Below are 26,018 nucleotides of genomic sequence, written 5' to 3' on the forward strand. Positions count from 1 at the left end.
CGACCTTGTCGGCGGGGCCCGTTGTCGTCTGTGCGGGGCCAGGTGACGTTGCAGTCGCGGCATGGTTGCCGAAAGTGAATTCTCATCGGCCGTACTGGCGGCGCGTCACAAACCAATTGTCTTGTTTTCAGCTATTCAGGGAATGTCCAGTATGTCTCGCGCCGTCAAATGGTCTCACTATTGAGTCAAGCCCCAAATGTTGGTGGCAACCGAATTGGTATATCCGCCGCGCGACACGCGCACAATCGGGATGTCCCCAACAAATCCGGGCTCTGGTTTCGCTCTCGGCATTCCGGGGGAGTGTCGAATGTCGACGCGGCAGTAATCGACAGATTCGGTCAGTCGATCAGTTCGGCTGAATTGTTTGCAAAATTTGCCGTACACGCTGGGGATGTGCAGTATCGAGACCGGAGATCGCACAGGTGGCGATCGGTCCGCATCGCGAGCGGCAGCGCTATGTCTGCGAACCTAGCGCCTGGACCTGCAGTGCTCTCGGAATATTGGTTTCGCGTGGAATGTCCGGATTCGTGATCGATCTGAATTGAATTGTTACTAGTGTGTTCCCCGTAAATCGTATGCCGGTTGTTAGCTGTCAGGCTAATCTCGGGGAGATGTTTCGGGTAGTAACCGGATGGGTACCGCACCTCGCGGGATGTCGGATCGGTGTCTAACGGATCCGTATCGGTCCTGAGAACAGCAAGGGGAATACGTATGGCTGCTCGGCAGTGAACGGACCCCGCATTCGGCGGTTGTGGTACACGTTGTTACGTGGGGTAGGAAAGCGCACGGATGTCCATACTCGGGGTCCGTGTTAGGTCGATAGCCATGCGAGGGGTCGGGTAATCATGGAGTCTGTCGAGAGCTGTGCCGGTAATCAGGATCTTATTCCGCTTTCCTCTGCGCAATATGGCATGTGGTACGCGGACGGCGCGCATAGTGGACCGGCGACGAACATCGCGCAGTACGTCGAGATAGCGGGGCGGATCGACGTCGCCCTGTTCAATACGGCGGTGCACGAGGCGGCCGAAGAGACCGAGTCGCTCATGGTGCGGGTGGTCGAGGTGGAAGGGCGTCCCTACCAGGTCGTCGACCGCGACATCACGTTCAACGAACTCGTGCTCGACTTCGGCACGCACAGCGATCCGATGGCCGCGGCGCTGGAATGGATGCGCCGCGACTACACCCGGCAGGTCGACATCACCCGAGATCAACTCGCGGTCACACGGCTGATCAGAATCAGCGATGACCTGCACCTGTGGTACGCGCGCGCCCACCATCTCGTGATCGACGGCTACGGCGCGTTCAGCGTGCTGTGCCGGGTCGCCGAGCACTACAACGCGCTGTCGGAAGGCAGGCCGCCCGCTCGACTGGTGGCCGCGCACCTGCGCGAAATCGCCGCCGACGAACAGGCTTATCGGGAGGGCACGAGGTTCGAGGCCGATCGACAGTACTGGCTGGACAAGGTCGCCGATCTGCCCGCGCCCGCCGGTCTGTCCGGTCGGTCGGCGCGCGCGGGAACCGTGGACGAAGTTGCGGCGCGCGAACTTCCGGCGCAGCTGTGCGCGCTGCTCGATCGTCGTTCGGCCGAACTCGACGCGTCGGCCGCGCAGGTCGTCGTCGCGGCGTTCGCGGCCTTCTTCACGCGGATGACCGGTGCCGACGAGGTGGTGCTCTCGGTCCCGATGAGCGCCAGGGTCACCGTGAAGCTCCGCAACGCCGCGGCGATGCTGGCCAATATGGTGCCGATCCGCTTCGCGATCGATGACGCGACCACCGTGGAGCAACTGGTCAAGGCGTCGATCAGCGAGCTGGTCTCCGCGCTGCGTCATCAGCGCTACCGCTTCGAGGATCTGCGTCGCGAATCCGCCTCGATCGACAACTCCGCCAACACCTTCGGCCCCGTGGTCAACATCTTGTTCTTCGACTCCGAGATCCGTCTCGGCGACGCCGTCGGGCGCTATCACGCGCTCACCTCGGGCGCCCTCGAGGATCTGCAGATCAACCTCTACCGGACCGGGCCGGACACGCCGCTGCTGATCGAGCTGCACGGCAACGACAACCTCTACAGTCAGCGCGATATCGACGCGCACGCCGACCGATTCATCGATTTCCTGCACCGATTCATCGAGGCCGACTCCGGCGAGCGGGTGGTGGAACTGCCGCTGGTGTCCGCCGCGCAAGAGCTCTCGATCATCGGCGAGTCGGCCGGTGCCGAAGGTGTCGCCCCGGTCGAGACGCTGGTGGATTCGCTGTCGCGACAGGCCCGTTCGGCCCCGCTCGCGGACGCGGTCACCGCCGGGGACAAGACGATCACGTATCGGGACCTCGACGAGCGTTCCACCCGGCTCGCCCGGCGTTTGATCGGCCGTGGCGCGGGTCCGGGCACGCTGGTCGCCATCGCACTGCCGCGTGGCACCCAGCTGATCGTCGCGATGCTCGCCGTGCTGAAATCCGGTGCCGCGTATCTGCCACTGGATATCACCCATCCGCGCGAGCGGCTGGAATACGTTGTCGGCCAGGCGGATCCGACAGTCGTCATCGTCGAAGAGGTCGGACTGCCGGTAGGTCGGGGCCAGACTCTGATTCTCGGGCAAGACGACGACCTCGACGGTGCCGCGGACCCGATCACCGATGACGAGCGCACCGCACCACTGCGGCCTGACGACGCCGCCTACGTCATTTTCACCTCCGGTTCCACGGGGCGGCCGAAGGGCGTGGTGATCAGCCACCGCTCGGTCGTCACCTACTTGGCGAATGCGTGTGCCGCCCTGGACATTCGGGCCGACGACGTGTGGACATGGCTGCACTCGGTGGCGTTCGACTACTCGATCTGGGAGGTTTTCGGCCCGCTGATCACCGGCGGCCGAGTCGTGGTCGCCGATACGGCGGCCACGCGCGCGCCCGATGAACTGGTGCGCCTGGTCGCCCGTGAACGCGTCACCGTGTTCAGCCGAACTCCCTCGGCGTTCTACCAATTCGCCGCAGCTCAGCGGCGCTACCTTGCGGCGGGTGCGCCCGAGGGTGAGCTGGGGCTGCGGCTGGTCGTGCTGTCGGGCGAAGGTCTGGATCCGGCGGCGTTGGCGCCCTGGTACGTGGACAACCCGGAGGGGCCGGTCGTCGTCAACAGCTACGGCATCACCGAGACCACCGTGTTCGTCACCCACACCGACATGAGCGGCGATCTGGCGGTACCCGGCGCGCCCAGCGTGATCGGCGCGGCGCTACCCGGCCTTCGCGCCTACGTGCTGGATCGGCGGCTGCGACCGGCGCCGGTGGGCGCGTGGGGTGAAATCTATGTAGCGGGAACACAATTGGCTCGCGGCTATCTCGGGCAGGCGGCATTGAGTTCGGGTCGATTCGTCGCCGACCCGTGGGGTGCGCCGGGGGAGCGGATGTACCGCAGCGGGGACGTGGCCCGCCGCGATCACCACGGCGCTCTCGAATACCGCGGGCGTGCGGATCAGCAGGTACAGCTGCGCGGGTTCCGCATCGAACTCGATGAGGTCCGTGCCGCGCTGCTGGCCCACCCGGCGGTGGCCGCGGCCGCGGTGGTGGTGCATCGAGCAGGCACCGACACGGCGCGTCTGGTGGGGTACGTCGTACCGGCGGGCGCCGACTGCGATGTCGATGCCGTTGTCGCGCAGGCGGGTTCGTTGCTGCCGGACTACATGATCCCCAACGTCGTGCTGGTCGTCGATGAACTGCCGCTGACGGTGAACGGCAAACTCGATCTGCGTGCATTGCCCGAACCGGCGGCCGGGAGCGCCGCGAGCTATCTCGCGCCGCGCACCGATGCCGAAGGGACCGTCGCGCACGTCTTCGCCGAGGTGCTCGAGATGGACCGGGTCGGCGCGTTCGACAATTTCTTCGAGGTGGGCGGTAACTCCCTCACTGCGGCGGCCGCCGTCGCCCGGGTCGCCGATGCCACCGAATGCGCACTGTCGGTGCGTGATCTGTTCGGCAACCCGACGGTGGCAGGCTTCGCCGCGTGCGTGGGCCGGGCACGGCGCCGGGTGCGGCCCACACTCACACCGATCGCGCGCGACGGCCTGTTGCCGCTGGCTCCCGCGCAACATCGGATGTGGTTGATCAACCGCGTCGACCCGGAGTCCGCCGCCTACAACATTCCGCTGGTCCTGCGGTTGACCGGGCGACTCGATCCCGCCGCACTGCGTACGGCGCTGGGCGATGTCCTCGATCGCCATGAGGCGCTGCGAACGCGCTACCCCGCCCGTGACGGTCACGGTATGCAGGAGGTTCTGTCGGCCGAGGCGGCTCTGGCCGACTTCGACTGTGTCCCGGAACAACTCGGGCAGGACCGGCTTGCCGACCGGATCCGCGAGCTGACGGCCGCCGGCTTCGATGTCTGCGCCCGCCCGCCGTTGCGCGCGGACTTGCTCACGATCGGCCCCGACACGCATGTGCTGGTACTCGTCCTGCACCACATCTGCTGTGACGGTACGTCGTTGGCGCCGCTGGCAGCCGACTTTGCCGCCGCCTACGCGGCACGGTCGCAGGCAACGGCACCTGATCAGGTGCCACCTCGGGTGCAGTACGCCGATTACGCCGACTGGCACCGTCGCCTGCTCGGCGACGAAGCGGATCCGGATTCGCTCGCCGCTGACCAGTTGCGGTACTGGACAACCCAATTGGCCGATGCGCCCTCGGTGCTCGAGTTGCCGACCGACCGGCCCCGGCCTGCTCGCCGTTCGATGCGCGGCGAGGCCGTCACCACGCAGCTCTCCGCCCGGACCTACACCGAGATCGAGCGACTCGCCCGCGCCGCGGACGTCACCCCGTTCATGGTGGTCCATGCCGCACTCGCCGTCCTGCTGGCCCGGCTGTCGGGAACCGGCGACATCGTGATCGGCGCCCCGATGGCCGGACGGGGCGAGCCGGATCTGGCTCCGCTGGTGGGAATGTTCGTCAACACCGTGGCGCTGCGTACGCCGATTCGCGGCGAGGAGTCGTTCACGGCCCTGCTCGAACGCGTCAAGGACATCGACATCGATGCCTTCGCGCACGGCGAGCTGCCCTTCGACCGGGTCGTGGAAGAGCTCGATCCGCGGCGCTCGGCGGCCTACGCGCCCGTGTGTCAGGTGTATCTGGCCTTCGACAACACCGAACTGCCTCGACTGGTCCTGCCCGATCTCACGGTGGACGTTGTCGATCCCGGCGCCGAACCCGCGAAGGTCGACCTCGTCGTCACCGTGGGCGCGAACGCCGCGGGCACCGGCGACGTCGCGGTGCGGCTCAACTACGCGAGCGACCTGTTCGACCCCACCACCGTCGAGCAGATGGCCGCACGGCTGGGCCGGATCCTGGACGCGGTGGTGGCGAACCCTGCTGTGCCGGTGGGCGATGTGGAACTGCTCTCCGACGCCGAACGCGCTGTGCTGCATCCGGTTCGGGGCGCCGACGCGGTACCCGGCGTGGCGCTGTCGGATCTGCTGGCTCGAGGTGTCGCGATCTCGCCGGAGGGTCCGGCTGTCGTGTCCGGGGCACAGTGCCTGGACTTCGCGGAGCTGGACGCGCTGTCGAACCGGTTCGCCCGGCGTCTGCTCGACGACGGAGCCCGACCCGGTGCGGTGGTGGCGATGGTCCTGCCGCGCTCGGTCGATTTCGTGGTCGCGGTATGGGCCGTCGCCAAAACCGGTGCCGCCTTGGTGCTGATCGACCCGCGCAACCCACGGGATCGGGTCGCCTCGATGCTCGCCGACAGCGCGCCCCGGGTGGTCTTGACCAGCGCCGAAGTCGAGGGCGCTGCGCCCGAGGGGCCGTGGACGTTGCTGGTGGTCGCGGACCCGGTCTCGCGCAGCATCACCGCCGGGTACTCGTCCGCACCGGTGACCGACGCCGACCGTGGCAGGCCCGTGCACCCCGGCGACGTGGCGTATGTGATCTACACCTCCGGAACGACCGGCGTTCCGAAGGGTGTCGAGGTCACCAACCAGGGGCTGGCGAACTTCGCCGCCGAACAACAGGACCGCTATGACGTCGAGCCCACCGTACGGGTCCTGCAGGCCGCCGGCCCGGGATTCGACGCGGTGATGCTGGAGATTCTGCTCGCCCACCCCGGTGGCGCCGCGCTGATCGTGTCCCCACCCGATGTCTACGCGGGCACCGAACTGGCGGAACTCATTCGGGCACAAGGGGTTACCCATGCCTTCCTGACGCCGACCGTGCTGGCCTCGATGTCGCCGGACCACCTGGAGTGCCTGCGGGTGCTGGTCTCCGGTGGCGAAGCCCTCACTGCCGAGCTCGGCGCGACCTGGGCGCCGGGGCGTCGGCTGTTCAACGGCTACGGACCCACCGAGACCACGATCATGGTCGCGATCAGCGACCCGATCCCCGTCCAGGGGCCGATCACCATCGGCGGGCCCATTCGCGGGATCTCCGCGCAGGTCCTCGACTCCCGGCTGCGGCCGGTGCCGGTCGGTACGGCGGGCGAACTGTATATCGGCGGTGTGCAATTGGCGCGCGGCTACCTCGGCAGGCCCACGGTGACAGCAGCCAGTTTCGTCGCCGATCCCCGTGGTGCGGGCACCCGGATGTACCGCACCGGCGACCTCGCCCGGTGGACCCCGGAGCAGACCATCGAATATCTGGGCCGCGCCGACCACCAGGTGAAGATCCGTGGGCAACGCACCGAACTGGGGGAGATCGAAGCCGTACTCGCCCAGGATCCCGCGGTGACCCACGCCGTCGTCGTGATCCACGGCAGCGCGGGCGCCGACCGGCTCGTCGGCTACCTGGTCGGCGCGGGCGTGGACGCGGAGCGGGTGCGCGCCGCCGCGCGCGACCGGCTGCCGGCGCACATGGTGCCCGATGTGTGCATGGTGCTCGACCGATTCCCGCTGACCGCCAGCGGCAAACTCGATCGCGCCGTGTTGCCCGAGCCGGTGTTCCCGCAGACCGCCCAGGCCATCGCGCCGCGCACGCCCACCGAACAACTCGTCGCCGGCGTCTACCGCGATGTGCTCGGCGCGGCGCACGTGAGTGCGCTCGACAATTTCTTCGATCTGGGCGGCAACTCACTCACCGCGACCAAGGTCGCGGCGCGCCTGTCCGATGTGTTCGGCACCGACATCGCGGTGCGGGCGCTGTTCGAGTCGCCGACCGTCGACGCACTCGCCCGCGAGCTGGATTCGGCTGGTGGACAGGCTGATCGGGGATCAGTCCATCGTCGGCTGGTGCCACAGCAGCGTCCGGATCGGATTCCGCTCTCGCCCGCGCAGACCAGAATGTGGTTCCTGAACCAGTTCGACACCTCGGCGGCGGTCTACAACGTGCCTGTCGTCGTGCGGATCTCCGGCCCGCTCGACGTCGACGCTCTTCGGTCGGCACTGGCCGACGTGATCACCAGGCACGAGACGCTGCGCACCCGCTACCCGGACAGCGACAGCGGTCCATGGCAGCAGATCCTGCCCATGGAATCGGCACCGCAGCTCCAGTGCCGCGAGGTCGCCGCGGCCGAGATCGCCGAACAGATCGCGCGGGAGACCGCCCTCGGCTTCGATGTGAGCACCGAGGTCCCGTTCCGGATCACGTTGCTGCGCACCACCGCCGAGGAATGGGCCGTGGTGCTCACCGCGCATCACATCGCCATCGACGGATCCTCGCTCGCGCCGCTGGCCACCGACCTGGCCGTGGCCTACCGGGCGCGAACGGCGGGCGAAGCGCCTGCCTTTGCGCCCCTGCCGGTCCAGTACGCCGACTACACGCTGTGGCAGCGGCGAAACCTCGGCGTGCAGGAAGACCCGACCAGTGTGACCGCGGGCCAGATCCGGTACTGGCTCGCGGCACTGGCCGACCTACCGCAGATGCTGGACCTGCCGACCGATCGGCCGCGTCCCGCACAGCAGTCCTACCGCGGGGCGACCATGTCGGCCGCGATTCCCGCCGACCTGCACCGTGACATCATCGCTCTCGCACGGCGCCACGACTCGACGCTGTTCATGGTCACCCATGCGGTGTTCGCGATCTTGCTGGCAAGGCTGTCGGGCACCGGCGACATCGCGGTCGGTACGCCGGTCGCCGGGCGCGGAGAGCCCGCCCTCGACCCGCTGATCGGCATGTTCGTCAACACGCTGGTGCTGCGGGTACAGGTCGATCCCGCGGCCCCGTTCACGGAGGTGCTCGAGCGCGCCCGCGAATGCGATCTCGGTGCGTTCGACAATGCCGCGATTCCGTTCGAACAGCTGGTGGAGGTCCTCAATCCGCCGCGCAGCACCGCACACGAGCCACTGACCCAGGTCGGCTTCTCCTTCCAGAACATCGATATCCCGACGTTGCGCCTGGGCGGGCTCACGGTGGCGGCCGACCTCGTCGAGCCGGGTGTCGCCAAGTACGACCTGCATCTCACCCTGGTCGACACGGTCGATGCGCACGGCGCTCCCGGTGACATGCAGGTCGAATTCGGGTATGCGACCGACCTTTTCGACGAAGCCACAATCGTGCCGATCTTCGAGCGCTTCGTCGCCATCTTGCGCGGTGTCGTCGCCGATCCCGATGTGCCCGTGGGTGATCTGCCGCTGCTCAGCCCGCGTGAACTCGACGAACTGGCGCTACGCGAGTCCGGCCCCGACGTGCCCTCCGACGGCGCGACGATCGCGGATCTGTTCGCGAAGCAGGTCGCGGCGACGCCCGAACGCCCTGCGGTGATCGATGGGGAGAGCGGGGACGCGCTCACCTATGCCGCGTTCGGCGCCGAGGTGAACGCGCTGGCACGAGGGCTGATCGGTCGCGGTATCGGGCCGGGAAGCGTGGTGGCCGTGGCCATGCGCCGCTCGGTCGAGTTGCTCACCACGCTCTACGCCGTCCACGCGGCAGGTGCCGCCTACCTTCCGCTGGATCCCGACCACCCCGTCGACCGGCTGCGCACGGTCCTCGCGACCGCGCGACCCGACGCGGTGCTGACCGGCGACGACATCGACCTGACGGCACCGGCACCGGTCTGGCGTCTGTCGGATCTCACCTCGCCCACGACCGGCACCACGCCGGTCACCGACGCCGATCGGATCAGGCCGCTGCGCCCGCAGGATCTGGCGTACGTCATCTTCACCTCCGGGTCGACCGGTGTCCCCAAGGGTGTGGCACTCACCCACGAGGCGGTGGTCAACCAACTCCGGTGGCTCACCGACCATTACGGGATCGGCACCGACGACGTGCTGCTGCTGCGCACGCCCGCGACCTTCGACCTGTCGGTGTGGGAATTGTTCACCGCACCCACCACCGGTGCCGCGCTGGTCGTCGCCGGGCGCGACGATCACACCGACCCCGCCGCCGTCGCACGGCTGATCGCTCGTCACGGCGTGACCGTGGTCGACTTCGTTCCCTCGCTCCTGTCGGCGTTCCTCGAGATCGCGACCCCGGACGATCTCGCCGCCGTCCGCCAGGTGCTGTGCATCGGTGAGGCGTTGGACTCCGCGACCGTTCGCCGGTTCCGCGACCTCAGCGCAGCACGCGTCGACAACCTGTACGGCCCGACGGAAGCGGCCGTGAGCGTCACCGCCTACGAGATCGGCGAGCTCGACGGACCTGTCGTGTCGATCGGTACGCCCGAGGCGAATGCCGTCACGCACGTGCTCGACGCACGGTTGCGGCCCGTCCCCGCCGGCGTGACGGGCGAGCTGTATCTCGGCGGAATCCAGCTCGCCCGTGGGTACCATGCCCGCGCGGACCTGACGGCGAGCGCGTTCGTGGCCGATCCGTTCGGCTCGACGCCGGGGGCACGCCTCTACCGCACCGGCGACCTGGCCCGCTGGGACACGGCAGGCCGACTGCGGTATGTCGGCCGCCGTGATTCCCAGGTGAAGATTCGCGGCCTGCGCGTCGAACTCGGCGATATCGAAGCCGCGCTCCTCGCCCACGATCACATCGATGCCGCGGTCGTGCGGGTGTCTACGGTCGCCGAGGGGCAGATCCTGGTGGCCTACGCCGTGAGCGACGAGGCGATCGACCCCGACTCGCTGCGGACCTACCTGCTGTCGCGCCTGCCCGCGTACATGGTGCCCGTCCAGGTGATTCGGATCGACACGATCCCGCTCACACCCAACGGCAAGATCGACTACCGCGCCCTCCCGGCCCCCGACACCCGCGCCGCCGCAACCCGTTACCGCGCTCCCAGCGGGATCGCGGAGGAGACCATCGCCGGCGTGATCGGCGAACTGGTGCAGACTCCCTGGGTCGGCGCCGACGAGAACTTCTTCACCCTCGGTGGCAATTCGCTGCTGGCGACCCGCGTGCTCAGCCGCATCGGCGAAGTCCTCGGCGTGACGATTCCCGTGCGCGCCATCTTCGAAGCGCCGACCGTGGCGGAACTGGCGCGGTGGATCGAACAGCAGCGCGCCGTCGGCGATGTCGCGGGACCGGTGGCGAAGCCGCGGCCCGAGCGTATCCCGCTCTCGCCCGCGCAGAGCCGGATGTGGCTGCTCAACCAACTGGACCCGGAGTCGGCGAGTTACGTGGTGCCACTGTCGATCCGCCTCGACGGTGAACTCGACATCGAGGCCATGACGGCCGCGCTCCGCGATGTCATCGAACGGCACGAAATCTTGCGCACCACCTATCCGGCCCACGACGGCACCCCCGCGCAGGTCGTACTGACCGCCGAGGACGTCGTCGCGTCCTGCGATCTCGCCGTGCACCCGGTGTCCGCCGATGAACTGCTCCCACGGCTGACAGAGTTCTTCGGCACCGGCTTCGATGTCTCGGCGGGCGCCCCGCTGCGCATGGCGTTGTTCCGGCTCACCGAAACCGCGCACGCACTGGCGCTTGCGGTGCATCACATCAATTGCGACGGCTACTCGGTGGCGCCGCTGGCCGCCGACATCATCGAGGCCTACCGCGCACGCCGGGCCGGTGCCGCGCCCGAATGGGCGCCGCTACCCGTGCAATTCGCTGACTACGCGCTGTGGCAGCGCGAGCTGCTCGCGGCACCCGACTCCGCGCCGGGCCGCGACCTGCTGTACTGGCGTACCCAACTCGCGGGGATTCCGGATGTGCTCGCGCTGCCCACCGACCGCCCGCGCCCGCTCGAGCGGTCCCACCGCGGCGCGACCGTCCACACCGTGGTGCCTTCCCGGGTGGCCGAAGCCGTGGCGGCCTTGGCGCGACGCAGCGGCGTGACCCCGTTCATGGTGGTGCACACCGCCCTTGCCGTCCTGCTCGCGCAGTTGTCGAGCAGCGACGACATCGCCATCGGCATCCCGTACGCGGGCCGCGGCGACCGAGCCCTCGATCGCCTCGTCGGCATGTTCGTCAACACGCTGGTCCTGCGCACCCGTGTCCGCCCCGACCAGCGGTTCGCCGACCTGATCGACATGACCAGGCGCACCGACATCGAGGCGTTCGATCATGCCGCCGTTCCGTTCGAACGGCTGGTGGAAGTGCTGAATCCGGCGCGCTCGACGGCACATTCGCCGCTGTTCCAGGTGATGCTCGCCTACCAGAACATGGCGCCCGCCCAGCTCGAGGTACCGGGGCTCGAGGTCGGCGGCATCGATGTCGGCGCCGACGCGGCGATCTGCGATCTGCTGCTCATGATCACCGAGGACCGGGGTCCGCACAACGAGATCGCGGGCATGAAGCTGCGCCTGACCTACGCCACCGACCTGTTCGACGACGCCACCGCGCGCCGGTTCACCGAACAGTTCGGGCGCGTCCTGGACGCGGTCACCACCGACGAGCGGGTCATCGCCGGGGAGATCGACCTCGCCGACGACACGATCCGCGATCGGCTGCTGCGCCCCCACGACGCACCACTGGTGAGCGCGGGCCGCACGCTGGTCGACGCCTTCGACGAGCAGGTCGCACGGACCCCGGACGCTGTCGCCGTCCGAGTCCCCGGCGGCCGCGCCCTCACCTACCGCGAGTTCGACGACACCGTCAACCGCCTCGCCCGCCACCTCATCGATCTCGGCGCGAGCCCTGAAACGACCGTGGCCGTGGCGATTCACCGCTCGATCGACCTGATCACCGCCGTCTACGCTGTCGTGAAGTCCGGTGCCGCCGTCGTTCCGCTCGATCCGGACCGCTCCACCGCCCGGCTGGCAGACGTCCTGTCGGTCGCCCGGCCACTGCTGCTCGTCACCACGTCCGGTGACGAGAGCTCCCTGCCCGACGGCATTGAGCGTGTCCGTCTCGACGAGCTGGACCTGAGCGCGCGCCCCGGCGGCCCGGTCGGCGACGACGAACGTCGCGCACCGCTGCGCGCCGGCAACACGGCGTACGTGCTGTTCACCTCCGGCACGACCGGCGCACCGAAGGGCGTCGCGCTCACCCATGCCGCCACCGCCCACCAGTTGGCCTGGGCGCAACGCGAATTCCCGCACGACGCGTCGGATGTGGTGCTGCACAAGACCCCGATCACCGTCGACGTCGCGGTGTGGGAGTTGTTCTGGCCGTTGCAGATCGGTGCGCAGATCGTCGTCGCCGAACCCGGCGGCCACCACGATCCCGCCTACCTGGCCGAGATCATCGCAGAGGAGCAGGTCAGCACCGTGCACTTCGTCCCGTCGATGCTCGAGGTGCTGCTCGAGCACACCGGCACGACGCGGCTGCCGTCGGTCCGCTATGTGTTCGCGGCAGGTGAGGCGCTGGCCCAGCGCACCGCCGTACGCGCCGGACAGTGCTTCGACCGGGCCGAGGTCGTCAACTGGTACGGCCCCGCCGAGGCAGAAGTTGTGACGGCCTATCGCTGCCCGGCGGATTCTCCGGCACGGCAAGTGGTCCCGATCGGTTGCCCGGTCACCGGAATGTCTGCGTACGTGCTGAACGCACGGCTTCGGCCCGTACCGGTCGGCGTTGTCGGCGACCTGTACGTCTCGGGCGTTCAGCTCGCTCGCGGCTACCACCGCAGGCCGGATCTCACCTGCGGTCGGTTCGTCGCCGATCCGTTCGGCGAGCCAGGGGACCGCCTCTACCGCACCGGCGATCTTGTTCGCTGGTCACGGTCCGGGGATCTGGAGTATGTGGGCCGCAGTGACTTTCAGGCGATGTTCCACGGCCAACGGGTCGAGCCCGCGCAGATCGAGGCCGCGCTGCGCTCGATCGAGGAGATCTCCGGAGCAGTCGCGATCGTTTCCGCTGACCGGATCACGGCGTATGTGTCGCCGATACCGGGTGCGACCCTCTCCGAGCCGAAGGTCCGCAAACGTCTCACCCGGCTGCTTCCGTCCTACCTGGTGCCGGCAAGAATTCAGGTGCTCGACACCATGCCGCTCAGCTCCGACGGCAAGGTGAACAGGTCGGCCCTGTCGCACATGATCTTCGACGATGCGGACGGGTTCATCGCCTCCGACGCGGACAACGCCGCGACGCGCGCGACGATGCTGGCAGAGTTCGTCGCCCGCACAGACCGTGAGGCGGTGCTGGCGAAGATCGTCGCCGAGATCGTCGGTGCAGACCAGGTCAGTGTCGTTGCCGACCTGTTCGAGCTCGGGGTGAACTCGCTGTCGGCAGCTCAGGTAGCGGCCCGCGCTGAGGCCGCGCTGCACGTGCGCGTCGGTGTACGCGATGTCTTCGACGCGCCGACCGTCGCTGAGCTCGCCGAACGAATCGCGATGCGCGACGAACACGCGTCGGTGCCGCTGGCCCGTCGCCGGCACCGGTCCGAAATTCCCTTGGCAGCCGCCCAGCGGCGTATCTGGATCCTCAATCAGCTCCATCCCGAGTCCGGTGCGTACAACATCGGTTTCGCGGCCAGGCTGAGCGGACCGCTCGATGTGGCGGCGCTGCGCGCCGCGATGGTGGATGTGGTCACCCGACACGAGACCCTTCGCACGACCTATCCCGCAGTGGGCGGACAACCGCATCAGTTCGTCCACGACAGCATGGTCGGCGCCGCCGATATCGAACTGGCCGATATCGACGATCCGACTGTGCTGGCAGAACGGCTGCGCGAGGCGGTCGAGTCGGGTTTCGACGTTGCCACGAACACGCCGGTCCGCGTACGTCTGTACCGCACGGGCGCCGACGACCACGTGTTGGTCCTGGTGGTGCACCACATCGCCGCTGACGGTGCGTCGATGGGGCCGCTTGCCCGAGATGTGTTCGCCGCCTACCGGTCTCGTCGTACCGGCTCGGCGCCGCTGTGGCCGCCGTTGCCTGTCGACTACGCCGACTACGCGGTCTGGCAGCGCGAGTTCCTCGGCGCCGAGGACGACCCCACTTCGCTGGCAGGGCGTCAGATCGCCTACTGGCAGCGGATTCTCGCCGACGCACCTGAACTGCTCGCCCTGCCGACCGACAGCCCACGGCCCGCGGTCCTGTCGATGGATGGTGGCAGCGTCGCCTTCACAATCGATCCGCGTCTGCGCGATGCCGTCGTCGCACTCGCGCACGGCGAAGGTGCCACGGTGTTCATGGTTCTGCACGCCGCCCTGACGATTCTGCTCTCGCGTACCGCGCACAGCGACGACATCTCGATCGGCACCCCCGTCGGCGGTCGTGGCCGCCCCGAACTCGACGATGTGGTCGGCATGTTCGTCAACACGGTGGTCCTGCGCACCCGCGTCGCCGAGCATCTGTCGTTCCGTGAATTCTTGGCCGACCTGCGTGGCGCGGATCTGGAAGCGCTGGCTCACGCGGACGTACCGTTCGAGCGCCTGGTCGAGATACTGGACCGGGCGGGGTCGACCGCGTATTCACCGCTCTATCAGGTGATGCTGGGCTTCCGGCACGCCGACCCCACTCGGTTCGAACTCGACGATATCGGCATCGAGGTGCTCGATCCCGGTGTTGCACAGGCCAAGACCGACCTCATGGTGATGCTGAACGAACGTGCCGACGGCGCGGGTATCGACGGTGAGATCGTCTACGCCACCGACCTGTTCACCGGGGCCACGGCGGCGCGGTTCGCCGACCGCCTGCTGCGGATTCTCGAAACGATCACCACGCGGCCGGACACCGTGGTCGGGGCCATCGACTTGCTGTGCCCCGAGGAGACCGCACACCTGCTCCCTGTCGGGCGCGAGACCGCCGTGGTGCCGAAAACGCTGCCCGCGCTGCTCGCCGACGCTGCCGCGGACCCGAGGGCGACCGCGCTGATCGGTACCGACGAAACCCTGACCTATGGCGAACTCGACCGGCGATCCGATCGGCTCGCGGCGCTGCTGGCGCGAGCGGGTGCGGCACCGGGAACCTATGTCGCCCTTGCTGTTCCGCGGTCGGTGGCCTATCACGTGGTGCTGTGGGCGATCGCGAAAACCGGTGCCGCGTTCATGCCGATGGATCTGCGTTACCCCGCGGACCGGCTGGCGCACATGGCCCAGGACTCCGGCGTCACGCTCGGCGTGACTCTGCACGAGGCGCGCTCGTCACTGCCGGACACGGTCGACTGGCTGTGCCTCGACGACGACCGAGTGATCACCGACTTGGCCACCGCGCCAACGGATCACACCTTCCAGGCGGCACGCCTCGACGATGTCGCCTACCTGGTGTATACCTCCGGCTCGACGGGCAAGCCGAAGGGCGTGGTCGTCACACACGCGGGGTTGTCGGCGTTCGCGCACGAGAAGCACCAGCACTATCAGGTGGATCGAGAATCGCGGGTCCTGCAGGTCGCCGCGCCCGCGTTCGACGCGGTGATGATGGAATCGCTGATGGCCTACGCGGCGGGTGCCGCCCTGGTCGTCTCGCCCGCCGAGGTGTTCGCCGGTGCGGAACTGACCGAACTGATTCGCACGCACCGGGTTTCGCACGCGTTCCTCACGCCCAGCGTCCTGGCGACCTTGCGGCCGGAGGGTCTCGACGCGTTGCAGATGCTCACCATCGGTGGCGAAGCGCTCTCCGTCGAACTCGTCGCCGCCTGGGCACCCGGCCGCCGCTTCCACAATGTGTACGGGCCGACCGAGACAACGATCGCGGTGTGCGTCAGCACCCAGTTGCAGCCCGGCGATCCGATCACCATCGGCACCCCGATCCGCGGGGTGCGCGCCGTCGTGCTCGACAGCCGGTTGCGGCCGGTACCGGTCGGCGTCGTCGGTGAGCTGTACCTGGCGGGCAATGCGCTGGCGCGCGGCTACCTGAATCGGCCCGGGGCGAGCGCGGGCGCGTTCGTGGCCGATCCGTTCGGTGCACCGGGCACCCGGATGTACCGCACCGGTGACCTGGTGCGCTGGAGCGCCGAGCACACCATCGAATACGTGGGCCGCGCCGACTTCCAGGTCAAGATCCGTGGTCAGCGGGTGGAACTCGGCGAGATCGACGCGGCGCTGGTCGCCTGCCCGAACGTCGCCTCGGCGGTCACGGTGAGCAGGCGTGGCCAGGCCGGGCAACCGACGTTGGTCGGCTACCTGGTGGCCACCGAGGGGCGAACGATCGACACGGCCGCGATCCGCGACCAGATCTCGGGCGCACTGCCCGGCCACATGGTGCCCGCTGTGCTCATGGTGCTCGACGAGATGCCGGTCTCTTCGACGGGCAAGGTGAATCGAAGCGCGCTGCCCGAACCCGGTGCCGAGGTGCCGGATTCGGCGGTAGCCGCCGCGGCGAGCGAGTTGGAGGCGACCATCGCGGGGATCTTCAGCGAGGTGCTCGGTGTGGCCTCGGTGGGTGCGGACGAGTCGTTCTTCGCGCGCGGTGGTGACTCGATCATGTCGATCCAACTGGCGTCGCGGTTGAAGACCGCAGGCGTGGTTGTGACGGCACGGGACATCTTCGAGCACCGCACCGTTCGTGGGCTGGCCGCCGTGGCCGGGGGTGCCGGACGGGTGGGTCTCGAGGAGCTGCCCGGCGGTGGTATCGGCGAGGTGACGCGGACGCCGATCGTGTCCTGGTACCTCGACCGTCCCGCCGACGACCGGTTCGCGCAGTCGCTGCTGGTCGAGCTGCCCGGCGACGCGCGCCCGGCCGACGTGATCGCCACCGTCCGAGCCGTTCTGGATCGGCACGACATGCTGCGTGCACGCCTGAGTGCGGCGCACCTCGAAGCGTTGACGCCCGGCGAGATCGATGCCGAGCAGTTGGTGTCGGTGCGTACGTTCGGTGTCGATAATGCCCCTGGCACTGCGGGTTTCACGTCGCTGGTGGAGGGCGCCCTCGAAGACGCTTCGGCCGCGCTGAACCCGGTGGATGCCGTCATGATGCAGATCGTCTGCCTGCTGCCCGAGCCCGGCGTGGCGTCGCGCGGGCGCGCGCTGATCGTGATCCACCACCTGGTGGTCGACGGTGTCTCCTGGCGCATCCTGCTCCCCGACTTCGTCTCCGCGTGGCAGCAGGTGGGTGCGGGGCGAGCGGTCGAACTGCCCGAGGTCGGCACATCGATGCGCCGGTGGGCCGAGGTCGTCTCCGCTGCCGCCGGCGGCCGTGCCGACGAGCTGGCGCTGTGGCAGCGGATGGGGTCGCGACCTGAACCGCTGCTCGGACGCGCACCTCTCGACCCGGCGCTCGACGTGCACGCCACCGTCGAGCGGCTGACGCTGGCGCTGCCTGTCGAGCTGACCACCGCCCTGACGGATGCGGTGCCCCGCGCCGCGCATGCCACCACCGACGATGCTCTGCTGGCGGGCATCGTTCTCGCACTGGGACGTTGGCGTGCCCGGCGCGGTGTCGACCACTCCGGTGCGCGCATCCTGCTCGAGAGCCATGGGCGCGAAGAACAACTCGCCCCGGGCGCCGACCTGTCGCGCACCGTCGGCTGGTTCACCAGCGCCTACCCGGTGGACCTCGACATCGACGGCACCGATCCACGTGCCGCGGTGAAGGCGGTCAAGGAACAGCTGCGAGCCGTGCCCGACAAGGGAATCGGCTACGGCATGCTGCGATACCTGAACCCGGCGACCGCCGATCGGTTGGCCTCGCTGCCCGCGCCACAGATCAGTTTCAACAACCTCGGCCGGGCGGGCGTCGACATCTCGGCACTGTCCGGGCTCGCCTGGATTCCCGCCGACGAGGAATTCGACCACCAGGGCTCGTTCGATCCGGACATGCCCGCGTCCGCCGCGCTGACCCTCGACATCAGCATCGTCGATACCCCCGTCGGGCCGACCCTCGCCGCGCAGATCGGTTATGCCGCGAGGCTTCTCGATCGTGATGACGTCGACGAACTCCTCGACGAGTGGACGGCGGCCCTCGGGCAAATCGCGGAAGCGGCGGCACGCGAACAAGATTGGGGACTGTCCCCGTCCGACACCCCGTTGGTCGCCCTGACCCAACAGGACCTCGACGTGTTCACCGAACGCTACGGACCGATCGAGGCCGTCTGGTCGATGGCGCCGTTGCAGGCGGGGCTGCTGTTCCACGCCGAGCTCGCCGCGGGCGACCTCGATGTGTACACGGCGCAGTCGGAGATGACGCTCACCGGGCCGGTCGACGAGCCGCGGCTGCGGCGAGCCGCGGCGGACCTGCTGCATCGGCATCCGAACCTGCGGGCGGCGTTCACCCGAACAGCTGATGGTGTTGTCGCGCAGGCTATTCCGGCGGAGACTGCCGTGCACTGGCGCCGCATCGAGGCCCCCGAGACAGCACTGCCTCAGATCCTGACAGCCGAACGCGAAACGGCTTTCGACCCGGCCGATCCGCCGCTGGTGCGATTCGTCCTCGTCGCCGTCGCACCCACCGAATTCCGGCTGATCCTGACCGCGCACCACCTGCTGCTCGACGGCTGGTCACTGCCGTTGCTGCTGCGCGACCTGGTCGGGCTGTACGCGGCAGGCGCGGACGCCGCCCTGCTGCCGCCCGCACCGTCCTACGGCGACTACCTGGCCTGGCTGGACCGGCGCGACACCACCGCCGGTGTCGAGATCTGGCGCGACACGATGGCGGGCTTCACCGAACCCACCTTGATCGCCGACACGGTCGGCGCGGCCACTGTCGAGGTGCCGACCGATCTGAGCATCGATCTCGACGACGACATCACCGCCGCCCTCACCGAGCTCGCCCGCACCTCGGGCGCCACGATGTCGACGATTGTGCAATTCGCGTGGGCGACGGTGCTGGCCAACCAGCTGGGCCGCGAGCGGATCGTGTTCGGCGAGACCGTCTCCGGCAGACCGGCCGAGGTGCCGGGCGTCGAGTCGATGATCGGGCTGTTCATCAACACGCTGCCCGTTCCGGTTCTCGTGCGCGGTGACCGGACCATCGTGGCGGCGCTGGAACAGTTGCAGGCGAACAAGACCCGGCTGCTCGACCACCACCACGTCGAACTGTCCGGCATCATGGCCGCGCTCGGCGGCGGACAGCTGTTCGACACCCTGGTGGCATTCGAGTCCTACCCGGTCGACAGCAGCGGACTCGGTGACGCGGACATCGACGGAGTGCGGGTTGCGGGGGTGGCCGGCACCGATGCCGCGCACTACCCGATCACCGTGCAGGCCCACCAGACCGACACCGTGCACATCCGCCTTCGGTATCAGTCGGCTCGCGTCGACAGTGTGACCGCCGCCGGGCTCGCCGACCGTGTCGAGCGGGTCCTGCGTGCGGTCGCTACCGACCCGAACGGACGCGTCGGCGATATCGACCTGCTGTCGGCCGCCGAGCATGCGGCACTCGTCCCGGCCAGAGGCGCGGAACGGGTGGCTCCTGAACCATTGACCGATTTGTTGCGCCACGGCGTGACCCGACACCCCGACGGTGTGGCGGTTGCGTCCGGGACCGAGACGGTGAGCTTCACCGAGCTGGATGGCCGAGCGCATCGGCTGGCGCAGTGGCTGGTCGAGCACGGTGTCGAGACGGGGGACACCGTCGGGGTGGTCATGCCGCGGTCGATCCCGTTGATCACCACGATCTGGGCGCTCGCCGAGATCGGTGCCGCGTGTGCGCTACTCGACCCACGCAACCCGCGAGAGCGGCTCGCGGTCATGCTGTCCGACTGTGCTGCCCACGTCGTGCTGACCGTCGCGCAGGTGAGTGAGGGAGTGCCGGAAGGGGAGTGGGCACGCCTGGTCGTCGACGATCCGGCGGCCGAGCGCGAGATCGCGAGCCGACCTTCGCGCGCGGTGACACGGACCGTTCGCGACACCGACCTGGCCTATGTCATCTACACCTCCGGAACCACCGGCACCCCCAAGGGCGTCGCGGTGACCCAGGCGGGAATGGCGAACTTCGCCGCCGAGCAACGGGACCGGTACCAGGTCAGCCCCGATTCGCGGGTGCTGCAGTGTGCCGCACCAGGATTCGACGCCGTCATGCTCGAAGTCCTGATGGCGCACCCGCACGGTGCGACGCTGGTCATCGCGCCGCCCGACACCTACGCGGGCACGGAGCTGGCCGGGCTCATCCGCGACAACGCGGTCACCCACGCCTTCCTCACCCCGACCGTGCTGGCGACCATGTCACCCGACGGGCTGGACAGCCTCAGGGTTCTGGTCGCCGGCGGCGAGGCCGTGCCCGCCGAACTCGCCGCGCTCTGGGCGCCACGACGCCAGTTGTTCAACGGCTACGGACCCACCGAGACCACGATCATGGTCGCCATCAGCGATCCCCTCGCGCCGCCCGAACCGATCACCCTGGGTGGTCCGATTCGCGGAACATCCGCGGTGGTGCTGGACTCGCACCTGCGGCCCGTGCCGATCGGGGTGACCGGCGAACTGTATGTCAGCGGCATCCAGCTCGCCCGCGGATACTTCGGCCGTCCCGGCGCGACCGCCGCCACCTTCCTCGCCAACCCCTACGATCCGGGCACCCGGATGTACCGCACCGGCGACCGGGTCCGATGGACCGCCGACCACACACTCGACTACGTCGGCCGTACCGACCATCAGGTCAAGATCCGTGGCCAGCGGATCGAACTCGGCGAGATCGAGGCCGTCCTCGCCGAACATCGATCGGTCACCCATGCGGTAGCGGTGCTGCGCACCGACGACAACGGCGCGGACCGGCTCGTCGGCTACCTCATCGGCGACACGATCGACCCCGAGCACGTGCGGGCATCGGCACGCCGCCGGCTACCGGCCCACATGGTTCCCGACATCTGCGTTGTGCTGGAACAGCTTCCGCTGACCACCACCGGAAAACTCGACCGCGGTGCACTGCCGATGCCGAGTTTCGTCGCTGCCGGATATCTGGCGCCGAGCAATCCGACCGAGTGCCTCGTCGCCGACATCTGCGCCGAAGTGCTGGACCTGCCCCGAGTCGGCATGCGCGACGACTTCTTCGACCTCGGTGGCAATTCGCTGACCGCGACGAGGCTGACCGCTCGCCTGAGCTCCGCGCTGGGCGTCCGGGTGGCGGTGCGCGACCTGTTCGAGTACCCGCGGATGGCCGACCTCGCCGCCCGGCTCACCGGCCGCGACCACGTCGAACGCCCGACGCTGACCCGGCGACCCGGCACCGGCCTGATCCCGCTCTCGCCCGCTCAGCAACGGATGTGGTTCCTCAACCAGCTCGACGCCTCTGTCGGCGCCTACAACGTGCCGCTGGTGATCCGGCTGACCGGCGAGCTGGAAATCCCCGCGTTGCGTACAGCCTGCGCGATGGTGATCGGCCGCCACGAATCGTTGCGCACGAAATTCCCGGTAATCGACGGTATACCGTGGCAGATGATCGTCGACGCCGACGAGGTCGTGCCCGACCTGATCCCGATCGCGATCGAAGAATCGGTGCTGCCGAAGGCCGCAGCGGCGGTGCTGTCGAAGAGTTTCCAGTTCTCCGAGGCACCGCCGGTGCGGGCCGAACTGTTCGATCTCGGCTCGGATGATCACGTGCTGGTGATCGCCGTGCACCACATCTGTGCGGACGGGCTCTCGATGATTCCGTTGGCCCGCGACGTCGCGGCCGCCTATCACGCGGTGATCACCGCGAGCGTGCCCGCGTGGCCGCAACTCAGGGTCCAGTATCCGGATTATGCGCTGTGGCAACACGATCTGCTCGGCGACGAGCACGATCCGGAGTCGCTATTGTCCCGTCAGTTGGACTACTGGCGCGCTACCCTCACCGGGCTGCCCGAACTCCTCGAACTGCCGACCGACATGCCGCGTCCGCCGGTCGCGTCGATGCGCGGCCGGACCATCGACTTCGACATCGAGGCATCGCTGCAGGAGCGGATCGCCGCGGTGGCGCGGGTCGCGGGCGCGACGCCGTTCATGGTGGCTCACGCCGCGCTGGCCGTGCTGCTGGCACGGCTGGCGAATACCCACGACATCGCGGTCGGTACCCCGGTCTCCGGGCGCGGGGAACGTGAACTCGACGACCTGATCGGCATGTTCGTCAACACTGTCGTCCTGCGGACGGAGGTTTCTGCCGATCAGCCGTTCGACGCGCTTCTGGCCGACGTCCGAGCAGCCGACCTGGCTGCCCTCGCACACGCGGAGGTCTCCTTCGAGCAGGTCGTCGAGGCGCTCAATCCGCCGCGGTCGACCGCGCATCTGCCGCTGTACCAGGTGACGATCGACTACCAGAATCTCGATGAGGTGGTGCTCGAACTGCCGGGGATCTCAGTGGAACCGGTCGAGGACTATGTCGATCAGGCGCAGTCGGATCTCAATGTGAAGCTGGTCGAGCGGTTCGCCGCCGACGGTCAGCCGCTGGGTACGCTCGGCCGATTGACCTACGCGACAGACCTTTTCGTGGAAGAGTCGATGGAGCGGTTCGCGCAGTGGTATCTGCGCATCCTGGAGGCGGTGACCGCGAATCCGCAGGCGATCATCGGTGACATCGAGTTCATGCAATCGAGCCAGCGCTACGAGGTTCTCGATGCGGCAGGCGTGGCCGGCGCGCACGTTCCCGAGGAAACGATCGGTGGCTTGTTCGCACGGCGCGTGGCGGTGGCCCCGGATTCGGTGGCGGTGACCGATGGGACGACGGTCCTGACCTACGCGGAACTGGATCGGCGCGCGAAGTCTGTTGCCGCCCAGTTGATCGCCTCCGGTGCGGGCCCCGAAACACTGGTCGCCGTCGCGATGCCGCGCTCGGCCGAGTTGGCGGTCGGGCTGCTGGCTGTGGTCATGTCGGGTGCGGGCTATCTGCCCGTGGATGTGACGTACCCGGCCGAGCGGCTCCGGTTCGTGCTCGACGACGCACGACCGGTAGCGATGCTGACCACATCGGCGATGGCATCGCAGACACCCGAATTCGCCGGGCCGACAGTCCTTGTGGACGACGAGAACGTCGTCGACAGTGCGCGGAACGTCGCCGCGCTGCCCGACAACGTCGCCTACATGATCTACACCTCGGGCTCCACCGGTCGGCCGAAGGGTGTCGCGGTCACCCACCGCGATGTGGTCACCCTGCTCACCCACACCGCGGAGAAGTTCGACGTCGGGCCCGACGATGTCTGGACACTGTTCCATTCCTACGCTTTCGATTTCGCGGTCTGGGAGATGTGGGGCGCCCTGCTCTCGGGCGGTCGCCTGGTGGTCGTCGACTACGACACCACGCGCACGCCCGATGCTTTCGTCGAGCTCGTGGCGCGCGAGCAGGTCACCGTGCTCAGCCAGACCCCGTCGGCCTTCTACGGATTCGTCGACGCGGAGCGCCGCTACCACGGCGCGGGTGGCGCCGACCTCGCCTTGCGCTACATCGTGTTCGGCGGCGAAGCGCTCGACCCGTCCCGGCTGACCGGCTGGTTTCTCGCCCACCCGGCGGGTACGCCGACCCTGGTCAACATGTACGGCATCACCGAGACGACCGTGCATGTCAGCTATGCCGAGGTCGATCAGGCGGGCGGCGGGATCGGGCGCGCCCTGCCCGGCCTGAGGGTGTACGTGCTCGACGAGCGCTTGCGGCCGGTGCCGGTCGGCGTCACCGGTGACCTCTATGTCGGCGGCGGACAGCTCTCGCGCGGCTACCACGGGGCGGGCGCGCTCACTTCGGGCCGGTTCGTGGCCGATCCGTTCGGCACGCCGGGTAGCCGCCTGTACCGGACCGGTGATGTCGGGCGGTGGCATCGCGGCGGGCACGGACTGGAACTGGACTACCGCGGGCGCGCCGACGCGCAGATCCAATTGCGTGGTTTCCGTATCGAATTGGGTGAGGTGGAATCGGCGCTGCTCCGTCATCCCGGTGTCGCCCAGGCGGCAGCAGCGGTGCATCGCCACGCCAGGGACGTCGACCAGTTGATCGGTTACGTCGTCCCCGCCGACGGGCAGGAACTGGACCCGGCGCGGGTTCGAGACACCGCCGCCGACCTGCTCACCGGGTACATGGTGCCCTCGGCCGTCGTGGTGCTCTCGGCGCTGCCGGTGACAGTGAACGGCAAGCTCGATCGAAATGCCCTGCCCGCACCCGACTTCGGCCGTAACGAGGACGAATACGACGCGCCGCGCTCACCGTCGGAGATCGCCATCGCCGAGGTCTTCGCACGGACCCTGAACGTGGCCAGGGTCGGTGCCGGTGCCGGCTTCTTCGATCTGGGCGGCAACTCACTGCTCGCGACCATGGCGGTGGCCGAACTGCAGGGCCGCGGCGTGCAACTCGAACTGCCGTGGATGTTCGACGACGCGACACCGCGGGCACTGGCGCGCAGGGTCGATGCGGCCGAGGGCGGTTCGGGCATGCAGGTGCTGCTGCCCTTGCGGCCCGCGGGCGATGCGACCCCACTGTTCGCGATCCACCCGGCGGGCGGGCTGGCCTGGTTCTACGGCGGACTCGTCGGGCATCTGCGCGGCGATCGGCCGGTGTTCGGCCTGCAGGACCCGCACGTCGTCGCCGCCGAGCCCCCGGCCACGTCGATCGATGAGCTCGCGCACCGCTATGTCGACGAGATCCGCCGGACCCAGCCGAACGGTCCGTACCACCTGCTCGGCTGGTCGCTGGGCGGCCAGATCGCCCACGTGGTGGCGACACAGTTGCAGGAACAGGGCGAACAGGTCGCGCTGCTGGCCATGATGGACAGCGCGGTCGGTGCGCCACCGATCACTCCCGACACCGATGTCGCGCCGGGGGAGCTGATGGCCGATCTGCTCGGTGGCTGGCGGGAACTGTTCGACCTCGGCGACACCGTCACCGCGAGCACCACCGAGCAGGCCTGGCAGGTGATCCGCGATCAGATCACCGGTACCGGCCTGTTCGGCGCCGACCAGGTCGACCGGGTGATGGAGAGTTTCTCCACCGCGGGCGAACTCGTCGGCGACTATCACCCGCGGATCTTCGACGGCGACCTGATCTTCTTCACCGCGGGCAAAGACCGCGACGACACCGAGGCCGTCGCGCAGACGTGGCAACCGCACATCACCGGCCGCATCCATAACACTGTGCTCGACGCTCGCCATCTCGAGCTGACCCACCCGTCCGCGCTGGCCGTGATCGGCCCGATCCTCGAAGGATTCATGATCTGATGACGACACAGCAGCAACTGCGCCTCGACGACGGCCGTACCGTCACCTGCACCAGCCCCGCCGAAGCGCGCATGCTCTGGAACGAAATGATCGCCGACGGGTACTACCGCCAGGCTGCCGCGACCCTGCGTCCCGGTGACCTCGCGGTCGACATCGGCGCCAATATCGGACTCAGCGCGATGATGTTCGCCGAAACGCTCCCCGGTGTCCGCGTGATCGCCGCCGAACCCGCTCCCGCTATCTTCGACTGCCTGCACCGCAATATGGCAGCCCATGTGCCAGGCGGTGTCGCCCTCGAGGTCGCGGTGGGCGCCGCACCCGGTGTGCTGCCGTTCACCTGGTACCCCCGCGCCACCGCGAACTCGAGTCTGTATGCCGACCGTGAAGCCGATGACGATGCGACGAAGACCTTCCTGCGCAACAGTGGCCTGCCCGACGACGCGATCAGCCTCATCACCCGCGGCCTGCACGACGGGGAGCAGATCGATGTCGAGGTCACCACGGTGTCGGCGATCCTTGCGCAGGAAGATCCGGTTGCCGAGATCGGCGTGCTGAAGATCGACGTCGAGCGCGCCGAATTCGATGTCCTGCTCGGCATCACCGAATCCGACTGGCCGCGCATCCGCGCCGTCGTCGCCGAGGTGCACGACCGCGACGGCCGCCTCGCCGAATTCTGCGAGGTCCTCAACCTCCACGGACTCACCTCACGTATCAGGCAGGACCCGTCGCTGGCAGGCACCGAACTGCACGAGGTGTATGCCGTGCGAGCCTGATGGGGCGGGTCGTACTGTCGCGCAAGCT

Annotated in this window: 2 protein-coding genes; both read left to right on the forward strand. The window is 68.5% G+C overall.

The annotated features are described in order from the left end of the window. The first annotated feature begins 845 nt into the window (after nt 1-845). Nucleotides 846-25,217 (forward strand): non-ribosomal peptide synthase/polyketide synthase, encoded by a 24,372-nt coding sequence (locus tag ACFVVI_RS27250; RefSeq protein WP_387447412.1) that lies wholly within the window; start codon nt 846-848, stop codon nt 25,215-25,217. Beyond that, nucleotides 25,217-25,990, forward strand: a complete 774-nt coding sequence (locus ACFVVI_RS27255) for an FkbM family methyltransferase (protein ID WP_378991914.1) — start codon at nt 25,217-25,219, stop codon at nt 25,988-25,990. Before ACFVVI_RS27250 ends, ACFVVI_RS27255 begins: the two co-directional genes overlap by 1 nt. The last annotated feature ends 28 nt before the right edge of the window (nt 25,991-26,018 follow it).

Origin of the sequence: Nocardia sp. NPDC058114 (assembly GCF_042884695.1) — a bacterium.
GTDB lineage: Bacteria > Actinomycetota > Actinomycetes > Mycobacteriales > Mycobacteriaceae > Nocardia.